We start from the raw sequence: 15,086 nt of genomic DNA on the forward strand, positions 1-15,086 counted from the left end.
GCTTCACTTGCCCTTCAGCTCCAGCGCCCGGCGATACAGGGTCTTTCGGTTCAGACCCAGGGCCTTGGCCACCTCGGAGGCGGCGTCGCCGGTGGACAGGGTCTGAAGGGCGTCGATCAGGGCGGCGTCCGCGTCGGCTTCGGTCGCCTGAACCTCTTCGCCGGGGCCGACGACCACGACGATCTCGCCCTTGGGCGCGTCCAGGCGCGGATCGACGGCCAAGTCGTCCAGCGTCCCGCGCACGCACTCTTCATAGAGTTTGGTCAGCTCGCGGGCGACGGCTGCGGGGCGCGGCCCCAGCACGGCGGCCATGTCGGTCAAACTGTCCTTCAGGCGCGGCCCACTTTCGAAGAAGACCAGCGTCTGGCGCTGGCTCTTCAAGCCTTCCAGCGCGGCGGTGCGGCCGGCCGTCTTGGGCGGCAGGAAGCCGGCGAACAGCACCCGGTCGGCCGGCAGGCCAGCGATGCACAGGGCGGCCAGCAGACTCGAGGCGCCGGGGATCGGATGGACGGGCAGGCCCTCAGCGATCACCGCGCGGGCGACGACGAAGCCGGGGTCGCTGACCAGAGGCGTGCCCGCATCCGAAACCAGGGCCACGACTTGCCCCTCACGCAACCGTTCGATTGCCTGTTCGGCCGCGCGGCCGGACGCATGATCGTCGCAGCGTTCCAGCTTCGCCTTCAGACCATAGGCGCTCAGCAGTTTGGCGGTGACGCGGGTGTCCTCCGCCAGCACCAGATCGGCGGCGGCCAGTACGTCCAGCGCCCTCAGCGTCATGTCGCGCAGGTTGCCGATCGGGGTGGCGACCAGATAGAGACCCGGCTCCACCCGCCGGGGCGGCGGGGCGGCGGGGGGAAAGGGCGAGGGTTCGCTCAACGCTCGACCACGGCCGCGGGGGGACGCGGCGCCGAGGTCAGGCCCGAGCCTTGGAAGGCGGGACCGGCGTCATAGGCGGCGAAGGTGGCGGCGGTGATGATCTCGCTGACCGAGGCGCCCAAGCTGACGATCTGCACCGGCTTCTCCAGACCGACCAGCAGCGGACCGATCACGGTCGCGCCGCCCAGGGCCTGAACCAGCTTGGTCGAGATGGCGGCCGAATGGATGGCGGGCATGACCAGGACGTTGGCCGGCTTGGTCAGGCGGTTGAAGGCGTAGGCCGAATGCCCCTTGGGATCCAGCGCGACTTCCGGCGGCATTTCGCCTTCGTATTCGAAATCGACGCCCTTCTTGTCCAGGATGCGGATCGCCTCGCGCACCTTCTCGGCGCGATCGCCGGGCGGGTTGCCGAAGGTGGAATAGGACAGGAAGGCCACGCGCGGATTGCGGCCCAGCTTCCTGACCGTATCGGCCGCCTTGACGGCGATGTCGGCCAACTCTTCGGCGTTCGGCAGTTCGTGAATGGTGGTGTCGGCGACAAACAGGGTGCGGCCCTTGGCCAGCAGGATCGACAGGCCGATCAGGGTGTCGTCCACATCCAGCACGCGCTGGACCTCCTTCAGCGCCATGTTGAAGTTGCGGGTCACGCCCGCGACCATGGCGTCGGCCCGGCCCTTGGCGACCAGGGTGGCGGCGAAATAGTTTCGGTCCTGATTGATCATCCGCTGCACGTCGCGGCGCAGATAGCCCCGGCGCTGCAGTTTTTCGTACAGCCAGTCGGTGTCCTCGACATTGTGGTCGGAGACGCGAGCGTTGGTGATCTCGATGCCTAGCTCGTCGAAGTTCAGACCGGCCTCGGCGGCGTTCTGACGGATCAGATCCTCGCGACCCACCAGAATCGGCGTGCCCAGGTCGGCCTGTTTGAAGCCCCAGGCGGCGCGGATGACGGCCGGCTCCTCGCCCTCGGCGAAGACGACGCGCTTGTTCGGCCCGCCGCGCACGGCCGAGCTGATCTTCTGCATCAGGGCGGCGGACGGATCGACGCGCGAACGCAGCGCGTGACGATAGGCGTCCATGTCCTCGATCTGGACGCGGGCCACGCCGGTGTCCATCGCCGCCTGGGCGATGAAGGGCGGGATGTACCAGATCAGGCGCGGGTCAAAGGGTGTCGGGATGATGTAGTCCGGGCCGAACTTCAGCTTGCGTCCGCGATAAGCGGCGGCGACCTCGTCCGGCACGTCCTCGCGCGCCAGGGCGGCCAGGGCCTGGGCGCAGGCGATCTTCATCTCGTGGTTCACGCGGCGCGCGCGCACGTCCAGCGCGCCTCGGAACAGATAGGGGAAGGCCAGGACGTTGTTGACCTGGTTCACATAGTCCGAGCGGCCCGTGGCGATGATGGCGTCGGAACGCACAGACTTGACGTCCTCGGGCGTGATCTCGGGATCGGGGTTGGCCATGGCGAAGATGATCGGATTGGGCGCCATCGACGCGACCATCTCCTTGGTGATCGCGCCCCTGGCCGACAGGCCCAGCACCACGTCGGCGCCGACCATGGCCTCGGCCAGGGTGCGCAGGGGCGTGTCGGTCGCGTGGGCGGCCTTCCACTGGTCCATGCCGTGGTCGCGACCCTTGTAGACGACGCCGTCGCGGTCGCAGATCACAGTGTTCTCGGCCTTGACGCCCGCGGCCTTCATCAGGGCGATGGAGGACAGGCCCGCCGCCCCGGCGCCGGCCAGTACGACCTTGATCTCGTCCAGCTTCTTGCCGGCGATATGGACCGCATTGATCAGGCCGGCGGTCGAGATGATCGCGGTGCCGTGCTGGTCGTCATGGAAGACGGGGATGTCCAGCAGGTCCTGAAGCTCGCTTTCGATGACGAAGCATTCGGGGGACTTGATGTCCTCCAGATTGATGCCGCCCCAGGTGTCGCCGATGTTCTTGACGACGGTGATGAACTCGTCCGGATCGGTGGTCTTCACTTCGATGTCGAAGCTGTCGACGTCGGCGAACCGTTTGAACAGGACCGACTTGCCCTCCATGACCGGCTTGGAGGCCATGTGACCCAGATTGCCCAGGCCCAGGATCGCGGTGCCGTTCGAGATGACGGCGACCAGGTTGCCCTTTGAGGTATAGTCGTAGGCCCTGTCCGCATCGGCGGCGATGGCCAGGACCGGCACGGCCACGCCCGGCGAATAGGCCAGCGACAGGTCGCGCTGGGTCGCCATCGGCTTGGTCGGCGCCATGGAAATCTTGCCCGGCGTCGGGATGCGGTGGAAGTCCAGCGCTTCGTCGTCGGAGAAGGTTTGCTTTTCGGTCTGATCGGGCATCGGTCGTCCAGGGCGTCGGCGTGGCTCTAACCGTTCGTGTCCTAGAGGCTGGGACGGGCCGCGCCAACCCTTGACGCGGAGGAAGCCTGCGCAATCGGCCCGGAGACTTACCTGCGCGTCAGCGTCAACGCCGTCAGATCGCCAGCACGCCCGTGCGCTCGACCTCCACCGGCCCGGTCATCAGGACGTGATCGGTCTGCGCATCCCAGTCGATGACCAGTTCGCCGCCATCGACGACCACCGTCGCCTTGCGCTCGGTCAGGCCGCGCCGCGCCGTGGCGACCAGGGCGGCGCAGGCGCCCGTGCCGCACGCCTTGGTCAGGCCTGCGCCCCGCTCCCAGACCCGCAGGCGAATATGATCCCGGTCCAGCACGTTTGCGAAGCCGACATTGACCCCTTGCGGGAATAGCGGGTGATGCTCGACCAACGAACCGGATCCGGTGACGAAGCCGTCGTCCTGGCGGTCGGTGAAGAAGACCACGTGCGGATTGCCCATGGAGACGGCACCGGGCGTGTGCAGGAGCGGCGCGTCGATCGGCCCGACCTGAAGCTCGATCCCTCGCGTGTCCATTTCTTCGGCCAGCGGCACCTGGGTCCAGTCCAGGCGAGGCTTGCCCATGTCCACGGTCACACGGTGGTCGCCGGCGCGGGTGGCGGTGGTCGGGCCGCCCGCCGTGTCGATCACCACGCGGTCCGACGCGTTCGCCTGCATCAACAGCCAGCCAACGCAGCGCAGGGCGTTGCCGCAGGTCTCGACCATCGATCCATCGGCGTTCCACACCCGCATGAAGGCGTCGGCCGTGTCTGACGGTTCGATGGCGATCAGCTGGTCGAAGCCTTCGCCCGTCTGACGGTCGCCCAGCGCACGAATCTGGTCCTCGCCGGGAGCGAACGGCTGTTTCAGCGCATTGACGACGACGAAGTCATTGCCGGCACCGTTCATCTTGACGAAAGGACGGGTCATGCAGGCCATATAGGCCCAACCCAGCGTCGCGGAAACCAGCGTGTCCCAGACCGAAACCGACCCCAAGGACAACGGCCTGCGACTGCGCGCCCGGCTGCGATACCTGTATCACGGCAGTCAACCGCCGGCGGTGCGGTTCCGGTTGACCGTCATCGTGATCGACCTGGCGATCATCGGCTTTTTCCTTGCGGCGCCCATCCTGAAGAACATGGGCTGGGCCTTCTATGCGCTGGACTATTTCATCGCCGCCATCCTGGCCCTGGACCTGGCTGCGCGGGCCTATGCCTATGCCAACATCAAGGACTGGCTGAAGCGGCCGATCGTCTGGGTCGACCTGTTCGTGCTGGCGACCCTGCTGTTTCCGGCCTGGCTTTTCAATCTCGGCTTCCTGCGAATGCTGCGGCTGTGGACCCTGCTGAACTCGGACTTTTTCTGGCGCACCGTGGGGGCGCGGTTCGACGATACGCGGGTCGAAGGGATCGCCCGCGCCCTGGCCAATCTGATCACCTTCGTCTTCGTGGCGACCGGCTTCGTCTATGCGACCTTCAGGGGGCACGACGGCATCGCCGGCTATGTCGATGCGCTGTATTTCACGGTGGCTACTCTGACGACGACCGGGTTTGGCGACGTCACCCTGCCGGGGCCGTGGGGGCGGTTGTTGTCCATCGCGGTCATGCTGGTCGGCATCACCCTGTTCCTGCGCCTGGCCCAGGCCCTGATCCGACCGCACAAGGTGCATTTCCCCTGCGATCGCTGCGGCCTGCAGAACCACGACCCTGACGCCGTCCACTGCAAGGCGTGCGGCAATCTGCTTTGCATTCCCGACGAGGGATGAGGCGGCGCGTCCCGCCGGTGTGACAAAACGGTAAGATCGCACGGCTTGCCGCACGGGAAGGCGTCGTTAAGGTGCCGGCTTCGTTTTCGGGGACCTGTCCATGATCCGTGCTTCCGCCGTCGCGCTTGCGACGCTTCTCGCCTCCACCAGCCTGACCTCGGTATCCATGGCCCAGACTTCCGCCTCCTCACCCGCCCCCGCATCCGGCGGCTTCGCGACCAGCGACGCGACCGACCCCTATCTGTGGCTCGAAGAGGTCGAGGGCGAGCGGGCGATGGAGTGGGTCAAGGCCCACAACGAACGCACCTTCGCCGTCCTGCAAGGCGATCCGCGTTACGAGACCCTGCACCAGCAGGCGCTGGAGATCGTCCAGGCCCAGGACCGCATCCCGTCGCCTGGCTTCACCCACGACGGCCATATCGACAACTTCTGGCAGGACGCTCAGCATGTGCGCGGGCTGTGGCGTCGCACGACGCTGGACAGCTATCGCACCGCCACGCCCGAGTGGCAGACCATCCTCGACATCGACGCCCTGGCGGCGGCCGAGGGCCAGAACTGGGTCTACAAGGGCTCGACCTGCCTTCAGCCTGAAGAGCGCTACTGCCTGATCAGCCTGTCGAACGGCGGCAAGGACGCGGTGACCCTGCGCGAGTTCGACACGGTCGAGCGCAAGTTCGTCGACGGCGGCATCACCCTGCCGGAATCCAAGGGCGGCGCATCCTGGATCGACAAGGACACCCTGCTGATCTCGCGCGACTTCGGTCCCGGCACCCTGACCAACTCGGGCTATCCGATGGTGGTCAAGCGTATGAAGCGCGGCCAGACGCCCGACCAGGCCGAGACCCTGTTCACCGGCCAGCCGACCGACGTTTCGGTGTCCGGCTATACGCTGCGCGACGCCGACGGGGTGGTGAAGGCGACGCTGATCAACCGTTCGGTGGACTTCTATTCGTCCGAGACCTGGCGGCTGGGCGACGACGGCGCCCTGACGCAGCTTCAACTGCCGGCCAAGTCCGACATCACCGGCCTGGTCCAGGGCCAGCTTCTGGTGTCGCTGAAACAGGACTGGACCGCGCCGTCGGGTCAAGATTTCAAGACCGGCGACCTGGTCGCCTGGCCGCTGGAGGCCTGGCTCGCCGATCAGTCGACCCCGGCTCAGCTGGTGCTGCGCCCGACCGAGCGTCAGGCCATCGAGGGCGTCAACGTCACGCGCAACCGGCTGGTCGTCGCCCTGTACGACAATGTGCGCGGCTCGGTGCGGGTTTATACCCCTGGTCAGGGCGAATGGGCGCACACGACGCTGGACCTGCCCCAGAACGTTTCGGTCGGCGTCGGTTCGGCCTCGGAGAAGGACGACAAGGTCTTCGTCAGCGTCACCGGCTATCTGAACCCCTCCAGCCTGTGGCTGGCCGATGCCGCGACCGGCGCGGTCGATCAGGTCAAGTCGATGCCGGCCAAGTTCGACGCCGCCGGCATGACGGTCGATCAGCACGAGGCCCGTTCGGCGGACGGGACGCTGATCCCCTATTTCGTGGTGCATAAGGCGGACATGCCGCTGGACGGCTCCAACCCCACGCTTCTGTATGGCTACGGCGGATTCGAAAGCTCGCTGCTGCCCGGCTATTCGGCGACGGTCGGCAAGCTGTGGCTGGAGCGGGGCGGCGTCTATGTCATCGCCAATACGCGCGGCGGTGGCGAATTCGGACCCCGCTGGCACGAGGCGGCCCTGCAACAGAACCGCCAGCGCGCGCATGAGGATTTCCAGGCCGTAGCCCTGGATCTGATCGCCCGCGACATCACCAGCCAGCCCAAGCTGGGCATCATGGGCGGCTCGCAGGGCGGGCTGTTCATGGGGGCGATGCTGACCCAGCGGCCGGACCTGATCAACGCCGCCGTCATCCAGGTGCCTCTGTTCGACATGCTGCGCTTTCACAAGCTGCTCGCCGGCGCCTCGTGGATCGGCGAATACGGCAACCCGGACATTCCGGAACAGCGCGCCTGGATCGAGCAGTATTCGCCCTACCAGAACCTGCGGGCGGGCCAGCCCTACCCGGAAGTCTTCATCCATACCTCGACCAAGGACGACCGGGTCCATCCGGGTCACGCCCGCAAGGCGGCGGCGCGTCTGGAAGAGCTGGGCTATCCGGTGCTGTTTTATGAAAACGTCGATGGCGGCCACGCGGCCGGGGCCAACCTGCGCGAAACCGCGCGTCGTCTGGCGCTGGAATACACCTATCTGTCGCGCCGCCTGATGGACACGCCGGCGCAGGAATAGAACTCAATCCTCCCCCGTGAGCGCTTGCGAACGGGGGAGGGGAACCACGAAGTGGTGGAGGGGGCCAACCCGCGCACCATTTTTGGGTCCAGCCCCCTCCACCGCCTGCGGCGGTCCCCCTCCCCCGCGATGCGGAGGAGGATTAGTTTGCGGAGTTTTCGAATGCGTCACCTGATCCTGTCCGCCTCCATTTCGGCGCTTCTGCTGGGCGCTTGCGCCACAGCTCCGGTGCAATCATCGATGTGGCGGGCGGATGAGCATCCCGAGCGTATGGGGCCGCCGCCCGGTTATCCTCAGAACCTAACCCCGGCCGGCGTTGCGGCGGCGGACGACCATCTGGCGCTGGAGCAGGTGGACGGGGCGCAGGCCATGGCCTTCGTCGCCGAGGAGAACCGCAAGTCCCTCGCTGTCCTGACCGGCGACCCGCGCTACGAGACCTTCCGGGCCGAAGCCGAAGCCATCCTGACCGCCACCGATCGCATTCCCACGCCCAGCTTCCTAGGCGACGGGGTCGGCAACTTCTGGCAGGACGCGACCAATCCCAAGGGCGTCTGGCGCCGCACGACGCTGGACAGCTACCTCACCGCCACGCCCCAGTGGGAGACGTTGCTGGACATCGACGCCCTGTCCAAGGCCGAGGGCAAGGACTGGGTGTTCAAGGGCGCCGAGTGCCTGGCGCCGGACGACACCCGCTGCCTGATCAATCTGTCCGACGGCGGCAAGGATGCGGTGGTCGTGCGCGAGTTCGACCTGACGACGAAGTCGTTCGTGGACGGCGGTTTCAACCTGCCCGAGGGCAAGCACCGCATCGAATGGCTGGACCGCGACACGCTTCTGGTCGCCACCGATTTCGGCGCGGGCACCATGACGGAGTCCGGCTATCCCTTCATCGTCAAGACGCTGAAGCGCGGCCAGACCTTGGCCCAGGCGACCGAGGTCTATCGCGGCGAACAGGGCGATGGCGGCTATGGCGTCAGCCCCGCCGTCTATCGCGACAAGGACGGCAATGTGACGGCCGTCATCATCACCCGTCCGCTGGACACCTTCCGGTCGGAGACATGGCAGTTGGTGGATGGTCAGCCTGTGCGCCTAGAACTTCCCGCCCGTGTGTCCATCCACGGGGTGCTGAACGGCAAGCTCGTCTTCACGGCCGAGGAAGCTTGGTCGCGACGCGGCAAGAATCGCAACGCGGGTGACCTTTTAGCTGAGGTTTTGGAGGTGCTGCACCCGGCGACGGCCGCTGGGGACATCGTCATCACCAATGCGTCCGATATGATCTTCCGGCCGGAGACGCGTCAGGCCGTGGCTGATGTCCGCGTCCTCTCCGATCGCGTCGTGGTGTCCTACACCGACAATGTTCGGGGCAGAGCTGCTGTGTTTCAGGACAGGGGCGAATGGGGCTGGCCGCGGACCGACATCACCGTCCCCGACAACCTCGCCGTCGGTCTGGGCGACTCGTCCAAAGCACGCGGCGAAGTGTTCGTCTCGACCCAGGGCTTCCTGGTCCCGCCGACCCTCAGCCTGGCCGATGCGGGCGCCGCGACCCTGACCCCGTTGAAGTCAGCGCCAGCCAAGTTCGACGCGTCGCGCGACGTGACCGAACAGTTTGAGGCGACCTCGAGCGACGGGACCAAGATCCCCTATTTCGTCACCCGTCCGCGCAACATGAAGCTGGACGGGTCGAACCCAACCGTCATGCTGGGATACGGCGGTTTCCAGGTCAGCCTGAACCCGGCCTACAAGCCCGAGATGGGCAAGCTGTGGCTGGAGCGGGGCGGCGTCTTCGTGCAGGCCAACATCCGCGGCGGCGGCGAGTTCGGCCCCGACTGGCACCAGGCGGCCTTGGACGGCGATCGTCAGAAGGCCTTTGACGACTTCGCCGCCGTAGCGCGCGATCTGGAACAGCGCGGGATCACCAGCCCGCGTCGCCTGGGCATCTATGGGCGGTCGAACGGCGGGGTCCTGACCTCGGTGTCGATCACCCAGCACCCCGAACTGTTCAACGCGGCGGTGATCGAGAGCCCGCTGGTGGACATGCTGCGCTATCACGAACTGCCGGCTGGGGCGTCCTGGATCGGCGAATACGGCGACCCGCGCATCCCGGAAGAAGCCGCGTGGATCGCCAAATACTCCGCCTATCAGCAGCTCCGTCCGGGCCAACCCTATCCGCGCGTCTATCTGACCACCAATACGCGCGACGACCGGGTCCACCCCGGCCATGCGCGCAAGTTCGCCGCCCGTCTGGGCGATATGGGCTATGACCACCTCTATTATGAGGACACGGCCGGCGGCCACTCCAACGACGCCGACCCGGTCGCCAACGCCCGTCGCTGGGCCCGCCACTATGTCTATCTGTCGCAGCAGCTGATGGATTGAATGAAGCGGAGAGAGCCTCACGCGAATATGAGGCGCTCCCTTGCAGCCCAAGGACTAAGAACGACGGCATGAACACCAAGGGTTGGATCATCGCGGGGACGATCATGGCGGGCGCCCTCATGTCCGTCGCCTCGGCGGCCCAGCCGGCGGCGGGGCGTCCGCCGCTTGCGCCGCGCCATGCGACGGCCAACGGCCCGCCGGTGGTCGTCGAACTGTTCACTGCTCAAGGCTGCGGCGGCTGCATCGAAGCCAATGCGGCGGTGGAGAAGGCGGCGGCCCAGCCGGGCGTCATCGCCCTGACCTATGGCGTCGACTATTGGGACTATCTGGGCTGGACCGACACCTTCGCCCGGCCCGAGTTTTCTCAGCGCCAGCGCGCCTATCGCGCCGCCCTGCGCCAGCGCGGCGTCTCGACGCCACAGGTCGTGATCGACGGCCGACGTCAGGTGTCGGGCGCCCGCAGCGTCGAACTTGAAACCGCCATCGGCCAGGAGGCCGTTCGTCAGGCCTGGCCGCCCGAGATCGAGTTCCGCGAGAACGGAGCCGGCGTCGGCGTCGGTTCCGGCCGCGCGCCGGTCGGCGGCGCCGAGGTGGTGGCAGTGACCTACACGCCCGGCCCTCAGGTGGTCGAGGTCCGTCAGGGCGAGAACCGAGGTCAGGCCGTGCGGCACATAAACGTCGTACGCGGCGTGACGCGCCTTGGCGAATGGCGCGGTCGACCGATGCTCTACGCCCTGCCGTCCGCCCGCCCCGGCGAGGCCGTGGCGGTGCTGGTGCAAGGCAAGACGGACAAGCGCATCCTGGGCGCCGCGGTCAGGGACTAGGCTCCTGCCTGCTTCGCAAAGCCCCAGGCCGCGTCGCTGAGCGGACCGACCTGGGCGGCCATGGTCTTGGCGTGGGCGCTGGCGGCGGTGCCGTCGCGGACGCGGCCGGCGATGCCTTGGCAGATAGCGGCCAGACGGAACAGGTTGTAGGCGTAGAGCCAGTCCAGATTGGCGGGCCGCATCCCCGTTGCGGCGGCGTAGCGTTCGACCGTCTCTTCCACCGAGGGAATGCCCAAGGCTTCCAGATCGGCCCCAGCCAAGCCGTTTCGTAGGCTGGCGGGAATAGCCCAGGCGATCAGCAGATAGGAGAAGTCGGCCATCGGATCGCCCAAGGTCGACAGCTCCCAATCCAGCACGGCGCGAACCTCTGCTCGATCCGGCGCCAGGATCATGTTGTCGAGACGAAAGTCGCCGTGGACGATGCGGCTGGGGCCCTCAGCCGGGAGGCTGTCGGGCAGGAAGGCGATCAGCCGGTCCATCGCCGGAACCGGCTCGGTTTCCGACGCGCGGTACTGCTTGGTCCAGCGGCCGACCTGACGCGCAAAATAGTTTCCAGCCTTGCCATATTCGGCCAGGCCGATGGCGGCCGGATCGAAGGCGTGCAGCCGGGCCAGCGTGTCCGTCTGGGCTTCATAGACGGCGCGCCGCTCAACGGGCGTCAGGCCGGGCAGTTTCAAGTCCCAGAAGATCCGACCCTCGACCTTGTCCATCACATAGAAGATCGAGCCGATGACGGTCTCGTCCAGGCATAGGGCATGAGGCTTGGCGACGGGGAAGCCTTGCGCGGCCAGAGCCGAGATGACCTGAAACTCGCGGTCGACGGCGTGGGCGCTGGGCAACAGGACGCCGGGCGGTTTGCGACGCAGCACATAGGCGGCCGAAGGCGTCACCAGTTCGTACGTCGGGTTCGACTGGCCGCCCTTGAACTGTCGCACCGTCAGCGGGCCAGCGTATCCCGAGACGTGGGCGCGCATCCAGGCGTCCAGCGCCGCCTCGTCCAGGCGATAGCGCGGATCGACCTCGCGCGTGCCGGAGAAGGCGCTTTGGGCGTCCAGCGGGGCGGCGTCGGTCATGCGGCGGTCCTCGTCGTTTCCTTGAGCCGTCCGGATCTCACGCCCGGTCCGACGCGGCGATGATGGCGGCCTTCACCGCGCGACGCCAGCCGGAAAGCAGACGCTCGCGCTCGTCCGACTTCATGCGTGGTTTCCAGCAGGCGGGCGCCTCAGCCGGGCGCGCCTCCAGATCGGGTAGCAGGCCGACGCCCAGGGCCGCCAGGCGCGCGGCGCCCAGGGCCGTCATCTCCTGGAAGGCCGGACGCTCCACTTCGACCTCGCAGATGTCGGCGACGAACTGCATGGCGAAACTGTTTGCGGTGACGCCGCCGTCCACCTTCAGCGTCTTCAGCGGCGGGGCGCCGTCGGCGGCCAGGGCGTCGAGCAAATCGCGCGTCTGATAGGCCAGGGCTTCCAGCGCGGCGCGTACGAAATGGGCCGGACCGGAATCCCGTGTCAGCCCCACGATGGTCCCCCTCGCTTCTGGTTCCCACCATGGTGCGCCCAGACCCGTGAAGCCGGGGACCATATAGACCCCGCCGTTGTCCTTGAGGGTCTGCGCCATCGCCTCCGACTGGCGCGATTCCGAGATCAGCCCGACCCCGTCTCTCAGCCACTGGATCGCCGAGCCGGCCGAGAAGATCGACCCCTCCAGCGCATAGGCGGACTGGCCATCGGCCTGATAGCCGAGCGTGCCCAACAGGCGCCGTGTCGAGCCCACGGGCTCCGCGCCGACATTGGCGACCAGAAAGGCGCCGGTGCCATAGGTGATCTTGGCGTCCCCGGCCTTCAGCGCCCCGTGCCCGACCAGGGCCGCCTGCTGGTCGCCCGCCGATCCGGCAATGGGCAGAGGCTGGCCGAACAGCGCCGGATCGCTCTCGCCGATCACACCTGCGCAAGGGACGATGCCGGGAAGGGCTTCGCGCGGGATGTCGAACAAGGCGCACAGATCGTCGCGCCATTCGACCGTCCTCAGATCCATCAAAGACGTGCGCGACGCATTGGTCGCATCGGTGGCGTGGACCCGGCCGCCGGTCAGTTTCCAGATCAGCCAGGCGTCGATCGTGCCCAGCTTGACCTCGCCCTTCGCCGCCCGCTCGCGCGATCCGGGCACGGCGTCCAGCAGCCAGGCGAACTTGGTCGCCGAGAAATAGGGATCAAGGACCAGGCCGGTCATGGTCTGGACCCTCGGCTCGTGGCCTTGGGCGGTCAGGCGCGCGGTGACGTCGGCCGTGCGGCGATCCTGCCAGACGATGGCGCGATGCAGCGGCTCGCCGGTCGCCGCGTCCCAGATCACGGCCGTTTCCCGCTGATTGGTGATGCCGATGGCGTTGAAGCGGGCGACGCCGCCGGCCTTGCGCACCACCTCGCGACAGGTCTGAAGCGTCGCGGTCCAGATTTCGGCGGCGTCATGTTCGACCCAGCCGGACTTCGGGAAATACTGGGCCAGCTCGATCTGGCTGACCGCGACGGGTCTCAGGTCCCCTTTTTCTTCGCCTACCGCGCTTCGCGCTGCTTGAGGCGCGACCTCGAAGGCGATGGCGCGGGTCGAGGTCGTGCCCTGGTCGATGGCGAGGATCAGGCTCATGGTTCTCTCCCGGCTGCGTCCTGGGTAAGGGGAGCATATGACGACGCACGTGCCCAGCTATGAAGGCGTCCTCGACGCCGCCCGCCAGATCGACGGGGTCGCCGTCCGCACGCCGCTGCTCGAAAGCCCGGCTCTGAACGCGGTGGTCGGCGGGCGGGTTATGATGAAGGCGGAAAGCCTGCAGCGCGCCGGAGCCTTCAAGTTTCGCGGCGCTTACAACCGCATCAGCCGGCTGACCGACGAGGAGAAGGCGCGCGGCGTCGTCGCCTTCTCGTCCGGGAACCATGCCCAAGGGGTGGCCGCTGCCGCCGCCATGGTCGGGACGCCGGCGATCATCGTCATGCCGTCGGACTCGCCCAGGGTGAAGGTCGAGGGCGTGATCGGCTTCGGCGGCGAGGTGCGCTTCTACGACCGCTGGACCGAAAGCCGCGAGGCCATCGGCGCGGCCATCGCCGCCGAGCGCGGGTCGATCCTGGTGCCGCCGTTCGATGATCCCTTCATCATCGAGGGCCAGGGGACGACGGCGCTTGAAATGCTGGATCAGGCGGATGCGCCCTTCGACCAGTTGCTGTGCGGCGCCTCCGGCGGCGGGCTGATGGCCGGGATCAACTTGGTCATGGCCGAGCGCAGTCCGGCGACGAAGGTGTTCGTGGTCGAGCCGGAAGCCTTCGACGACACGGCGCGGTCGCTGGCGGCCGGAGAGCGGGTCGGTCATCCACAGGGCGCGCCCTCGATCTGCGACGCTCTGATGTCGCCGATGCCGGGCGTGCTGACCTGGCCGATCAATCGACGGCTGGCGGGGGCGATCACCGTCTCGGACGCCGAGGTCGCGGAAGCGATGCGGTTCGCGTTCCGCCATCTCAAGATCGTCCTCGAAGCAGGCGGCGCGGTGTCGCTCGCGGCCCTGCTTGCCGGAAAGATCGAGACGAAAGGACGGACGACGGCCATCGTCCTTTCGGGCGGCAACGTCGATCCGACACTGTATGCCGAGATCATCGAGGGGCGCTTTAGCGGCTGAGGATCTTTTCTTCGTGACAAGGGTCGGCCAACCTCACATCAAATGAACTGAGGAAACCCACAATGACCCAGGTTAGTGAACTTCAAGCATTGATCGGTCAGGAGGTTGGGGTGTCGAAATGGTTCGACGTCACTCAGGCCCGTATCGACGCCTTCGCCGATTGCACCGAAGACCACCAGTTCATCCATGTCGATCCGGAGGCGGCCAAGGCCACGCCGTTCGGCGGAACCATCGCGCACGGCTTCCTGACCCTGAGCCTCGCGTCGGCCATGAGCTATGACGCGGTGGCGCCGCTGGATGGCGTCGTGATGGGCGTGAACTACGGCTTCGACAAGCTGCGGTTCCTGGCGCCGGTGCCGGCGGGATCACGCATTCGCGGTCGCTTCAAGCTTTTATCGGCCGACGACAAGGGCGGCGGACGCTGGTTGCTGAAGCACGAACTGACGGTCGAGATCGACGGGGCCGACAAGCCGGCGCTGATCGCAGAGTGGCTCGGGATGCAGATGGTCGATCCAAAGATCGAGCCGTGACACTCGCATAGGTTAGAGTGTCTCGCTGCGGGAGATTGTGACGCATCAACGGCTAGAGATTAACTATTCTGTGCGTGGACGCCAAATTCATCTGTATCATCAAGGCCACGGTATCGCCTTTGCTGATCGATGCCGTCACGTTTCCGCCTCGACCTTATACAGCAAGGCTGGTAAGACCCGCGTAGGCGGTAGACCCGCCCCCTACTATAACAGAGGCGGAGGGATACCCCCCTATGCGTATGAAGACTTTCGTGCTGGCCTCCAGCGCAGCGGCCGCCCTGGCCCTGTCGGCTGGTGCTGCGTCGGCAGAACCCAATGGTTGGTACGGCGCCATCGACGCCGGCTACCACATGATCGACGATATCAACGCTGAATCGTCCACGACCGGCGCCAACTGGAACTGGGAAGTGAACGACGGCTG

Annotated in this window: 11 protein-coding genes and 1 pseudogene; 7 read left to right on the plus strand and 5 right to left on the minus strand. The window is 66.9% G+C overall.

Annotated elements, in window-relative coordinates:
* Positions 1-3: 3 nt before the first annotated feature.
* From rsmI to dapF, 3 genes are all read right to left on the minus strand, one after another.
* Entirely contained in the window at positions 4-876 is an 873-nt protein-coding gene (gene rsmI / locus AC3WRC_RS14195) for a 16S rRNA (cytidine(1402)-2'-O)-methyltransferase (RefSeq protein ID WP_200918643.1), read from the minus strand.
* Entirely contained in the window at positions 873-3,203 is a 2,331-nt protein-coding gene (locus AC3WRC_RS14200; RefSeq protein ID WP_492304270.1) for an NADP-dependent malic enzyme, read from the minus strand. Before AC3WRC_RS14200 ends, rsmI begins: the two co-directional genes overlap by 4 nt.
* A 133-nt stretch (positions 3,204-3,336) precedes the next feature.
* Positions 3,337-4,167 carry a diaminopimelate epimerase gene (gene dapF / locus AC3WRC_RS14205; protein WP_492304271.1) on the minus strand — a complete coding sequence of 277 codons (831 nt, stop codon included), beginning with the start codon at positions 4,165-4,167 and terminating at the stop codon, positions 3,337-3,339.
* Positions 4,168-4,207: 40 nt separating this feature from the next.
* Here dapF and AC3WRC_RS14210 point away from each other — a divergent pair, with 40 nt between their 5' ends.
* The 4 genes from AC3WRC_RS14210 (at position 4,208) to AC3WRC_RS14225 (ending at position 10,477) form a co-directional block, all read left to right on the plus strand.
* Positions 4,208-5,002 (plus strand): potassium channel family protein, encoded by a 795-nt coding sequence (locus AC3WRC_RS14210; protein WP_112863108.1) that lies wholly within the window; start codon positions 4,208-4,210, stop codon positions 5,000-5,002.
* 100 nt (positions 5,003-5,102) lie between these two features.
* Complete coding sequence (locus AC3WRC_RS14215) at positions 5,103-7,277, plus strand: prolyl oligopeptidase family serine peptidase (RefSeq protein ID WP_492304272.1); 2,175 nt, start codon at positions 5,103-5,105, stop codon at positions 7,275-7,277.
* Positions 7,278-7,439: 162 nt separating this feature from the next.
* Positions 7,440-9,653, plus strand: coding sequence for a prolyl oligopeptidase family serine peptidase (locus AC3WRC_RS14220; RefSeq protein ID WP_492304273.1), 2,214 nt, complete (start codon positions 7,440-7,442; stop codon positions 9,651-9,653).
* Positions 9,654-9,721: 68 nt separating this feature from the next.
* Positions 9,722-10,477: a DUF1223 domain-containing protein gene (locus AC3WRC_RS14225; protein ID WP_492304274.1), complete on the plus strand. Its 756-nt coding sequence runs from the start codon at positions 9,722-9,724 to the stop codon at positions 10,475-10,477.
* On the opposite strand, the gene AC3WRC_RS14230 is transcribed toward AC3WRC_RS14225, so the two are convergent.
* Positions 10,474-11,550: a phosphotransferase family protein gene (locus AC3WRC_RS14230; protein ID WP_492304275.1), complete on the minus strand. Its 1,077-nt coding sequence runs from the start codon at positions 11,548-11,550 to the stop codon at positions 10,474-10,476. The two genes, AC3WRC_RS14225 and AC3WRC_RS14230, sit on opposite strands and share 4 nt — an antisense overlap.
* Before the next feature lie 37 nt (positions 11,551-11,587).
* On the minus strand, positions 11,588-13,117 hold the full coding sequence (gene glpK, locus AC3WRC_RS14235) for a glycerol kinase GlpK (protein ID WP_492304276.1): 1,530 nt from the start codon (positions 13,115-13,117) through the stop codon (positions 11,588-11,590).
* Positions 13,118-13,154: 37 nt separating this feature from the next.
* Between glpK and AC3WRC_RS14240 the strand changes: the two genes are divergently transcribed.
* The 3 genes and pseudogenes from AC3WRC_RS14240 to AC3WRC_RS14250 form a co-directional block, all read left to right on the plus strand.
* Entirely contained in the window at positions 13,155-14,135 is a 981-nt protein-coding gene (locus tag AC3WRC_RS14240; RefSeq protein WP_492304277.1) for a threonine ammonia-lyase, read from the plus strand.
* A gap of 62 nt (positions 14,136-14,197) precedes the next feature.
* On the plus strand, positions 14,198-14,665 hold the full coding sequence (locus AC3WRC_RS14245) for a MaoC family dehydratase (RefSeq protein ID WP_492304278.1): 468 nt from the start codon (positions 14,198-14,200) through the stop codon (positions 14,663-14,665).
* A gap of 233 nt (positions 14,666-14,898) precedes the next feature.
* Positions 14,899-15,086, plus strand: a pseudogene (locus AC3WRC_RS14250) (cell envelope biogenesis protein OmpA); the annotation flags it as partial.

The sequence above is a fragment of the Brevundimonas sp. EU05-FHT14B07 genome, assembly GCF_058790795.1.

Coding starts and splice junctions, on each gene's coding strand:
- glpK (WP_492304276.1), bottom strand. CDS start 13,117: ATGAGCCTGATCCTCGCCATCGACCAGGGCACGACCTCGACCCGCGCC.
- AC3WRC_RS14200 (WP_492304270.1), bottom strand. CDS start 3,203: ATGCCCGATCAGACCGAAAAGCAAACCTTCTCCGACGACGAAGCGCTG.
- AC3WRC_RS14245 (WP_492304278.1), top strand. CDS start 14,198: ATGACCCAGGTTAGTGAACTTCAAGCATTGATCGGTCAGGAGGTTGGG.
- AC3WRC_RS14220 (WP_492304273.1), top strand. CDS start 7,440: ATGCGTCACCTGATCCTGTCCGCCTCCATTTCGGCGCTTCTGCTGGGC.
- AC3WRC_RS14240 (WP_492304277.1), top strand. CDS start 13,155: ATGACGACGCACGTGCCCAGCTATGAAGGCGTCCTCGACGCCGCCCGC.
- dapF (WP_492304271.1), bottom strand. CDS start 4,167: ATGACCCGTCCTTTCGTCAAGATGAACGGTGCCGGCAATGACTTCGTC.
- AC3WRC_RS14230 (WP_492304275.1), bottom strand. CDS start 11,550: ATGACCGACGCCGCCCCGCTGGACGCCCAAAGCGCCTTCTCCGGCACG.
- AC3WRC_RS14225 (WP_492304274.1), top strand. CDS start 9,722: ATGAACACCAAGGGTTGGATCATCGCGGGGACGATCATGGCGGGCGCC.
- AC3WRC_RS14215 (WP_492304272.1), top strand. CDS start 5,103: ATGATCCGTGCTTCCGCCGTCGCGCTTGCGACGCTTCTCGCCTCCACC.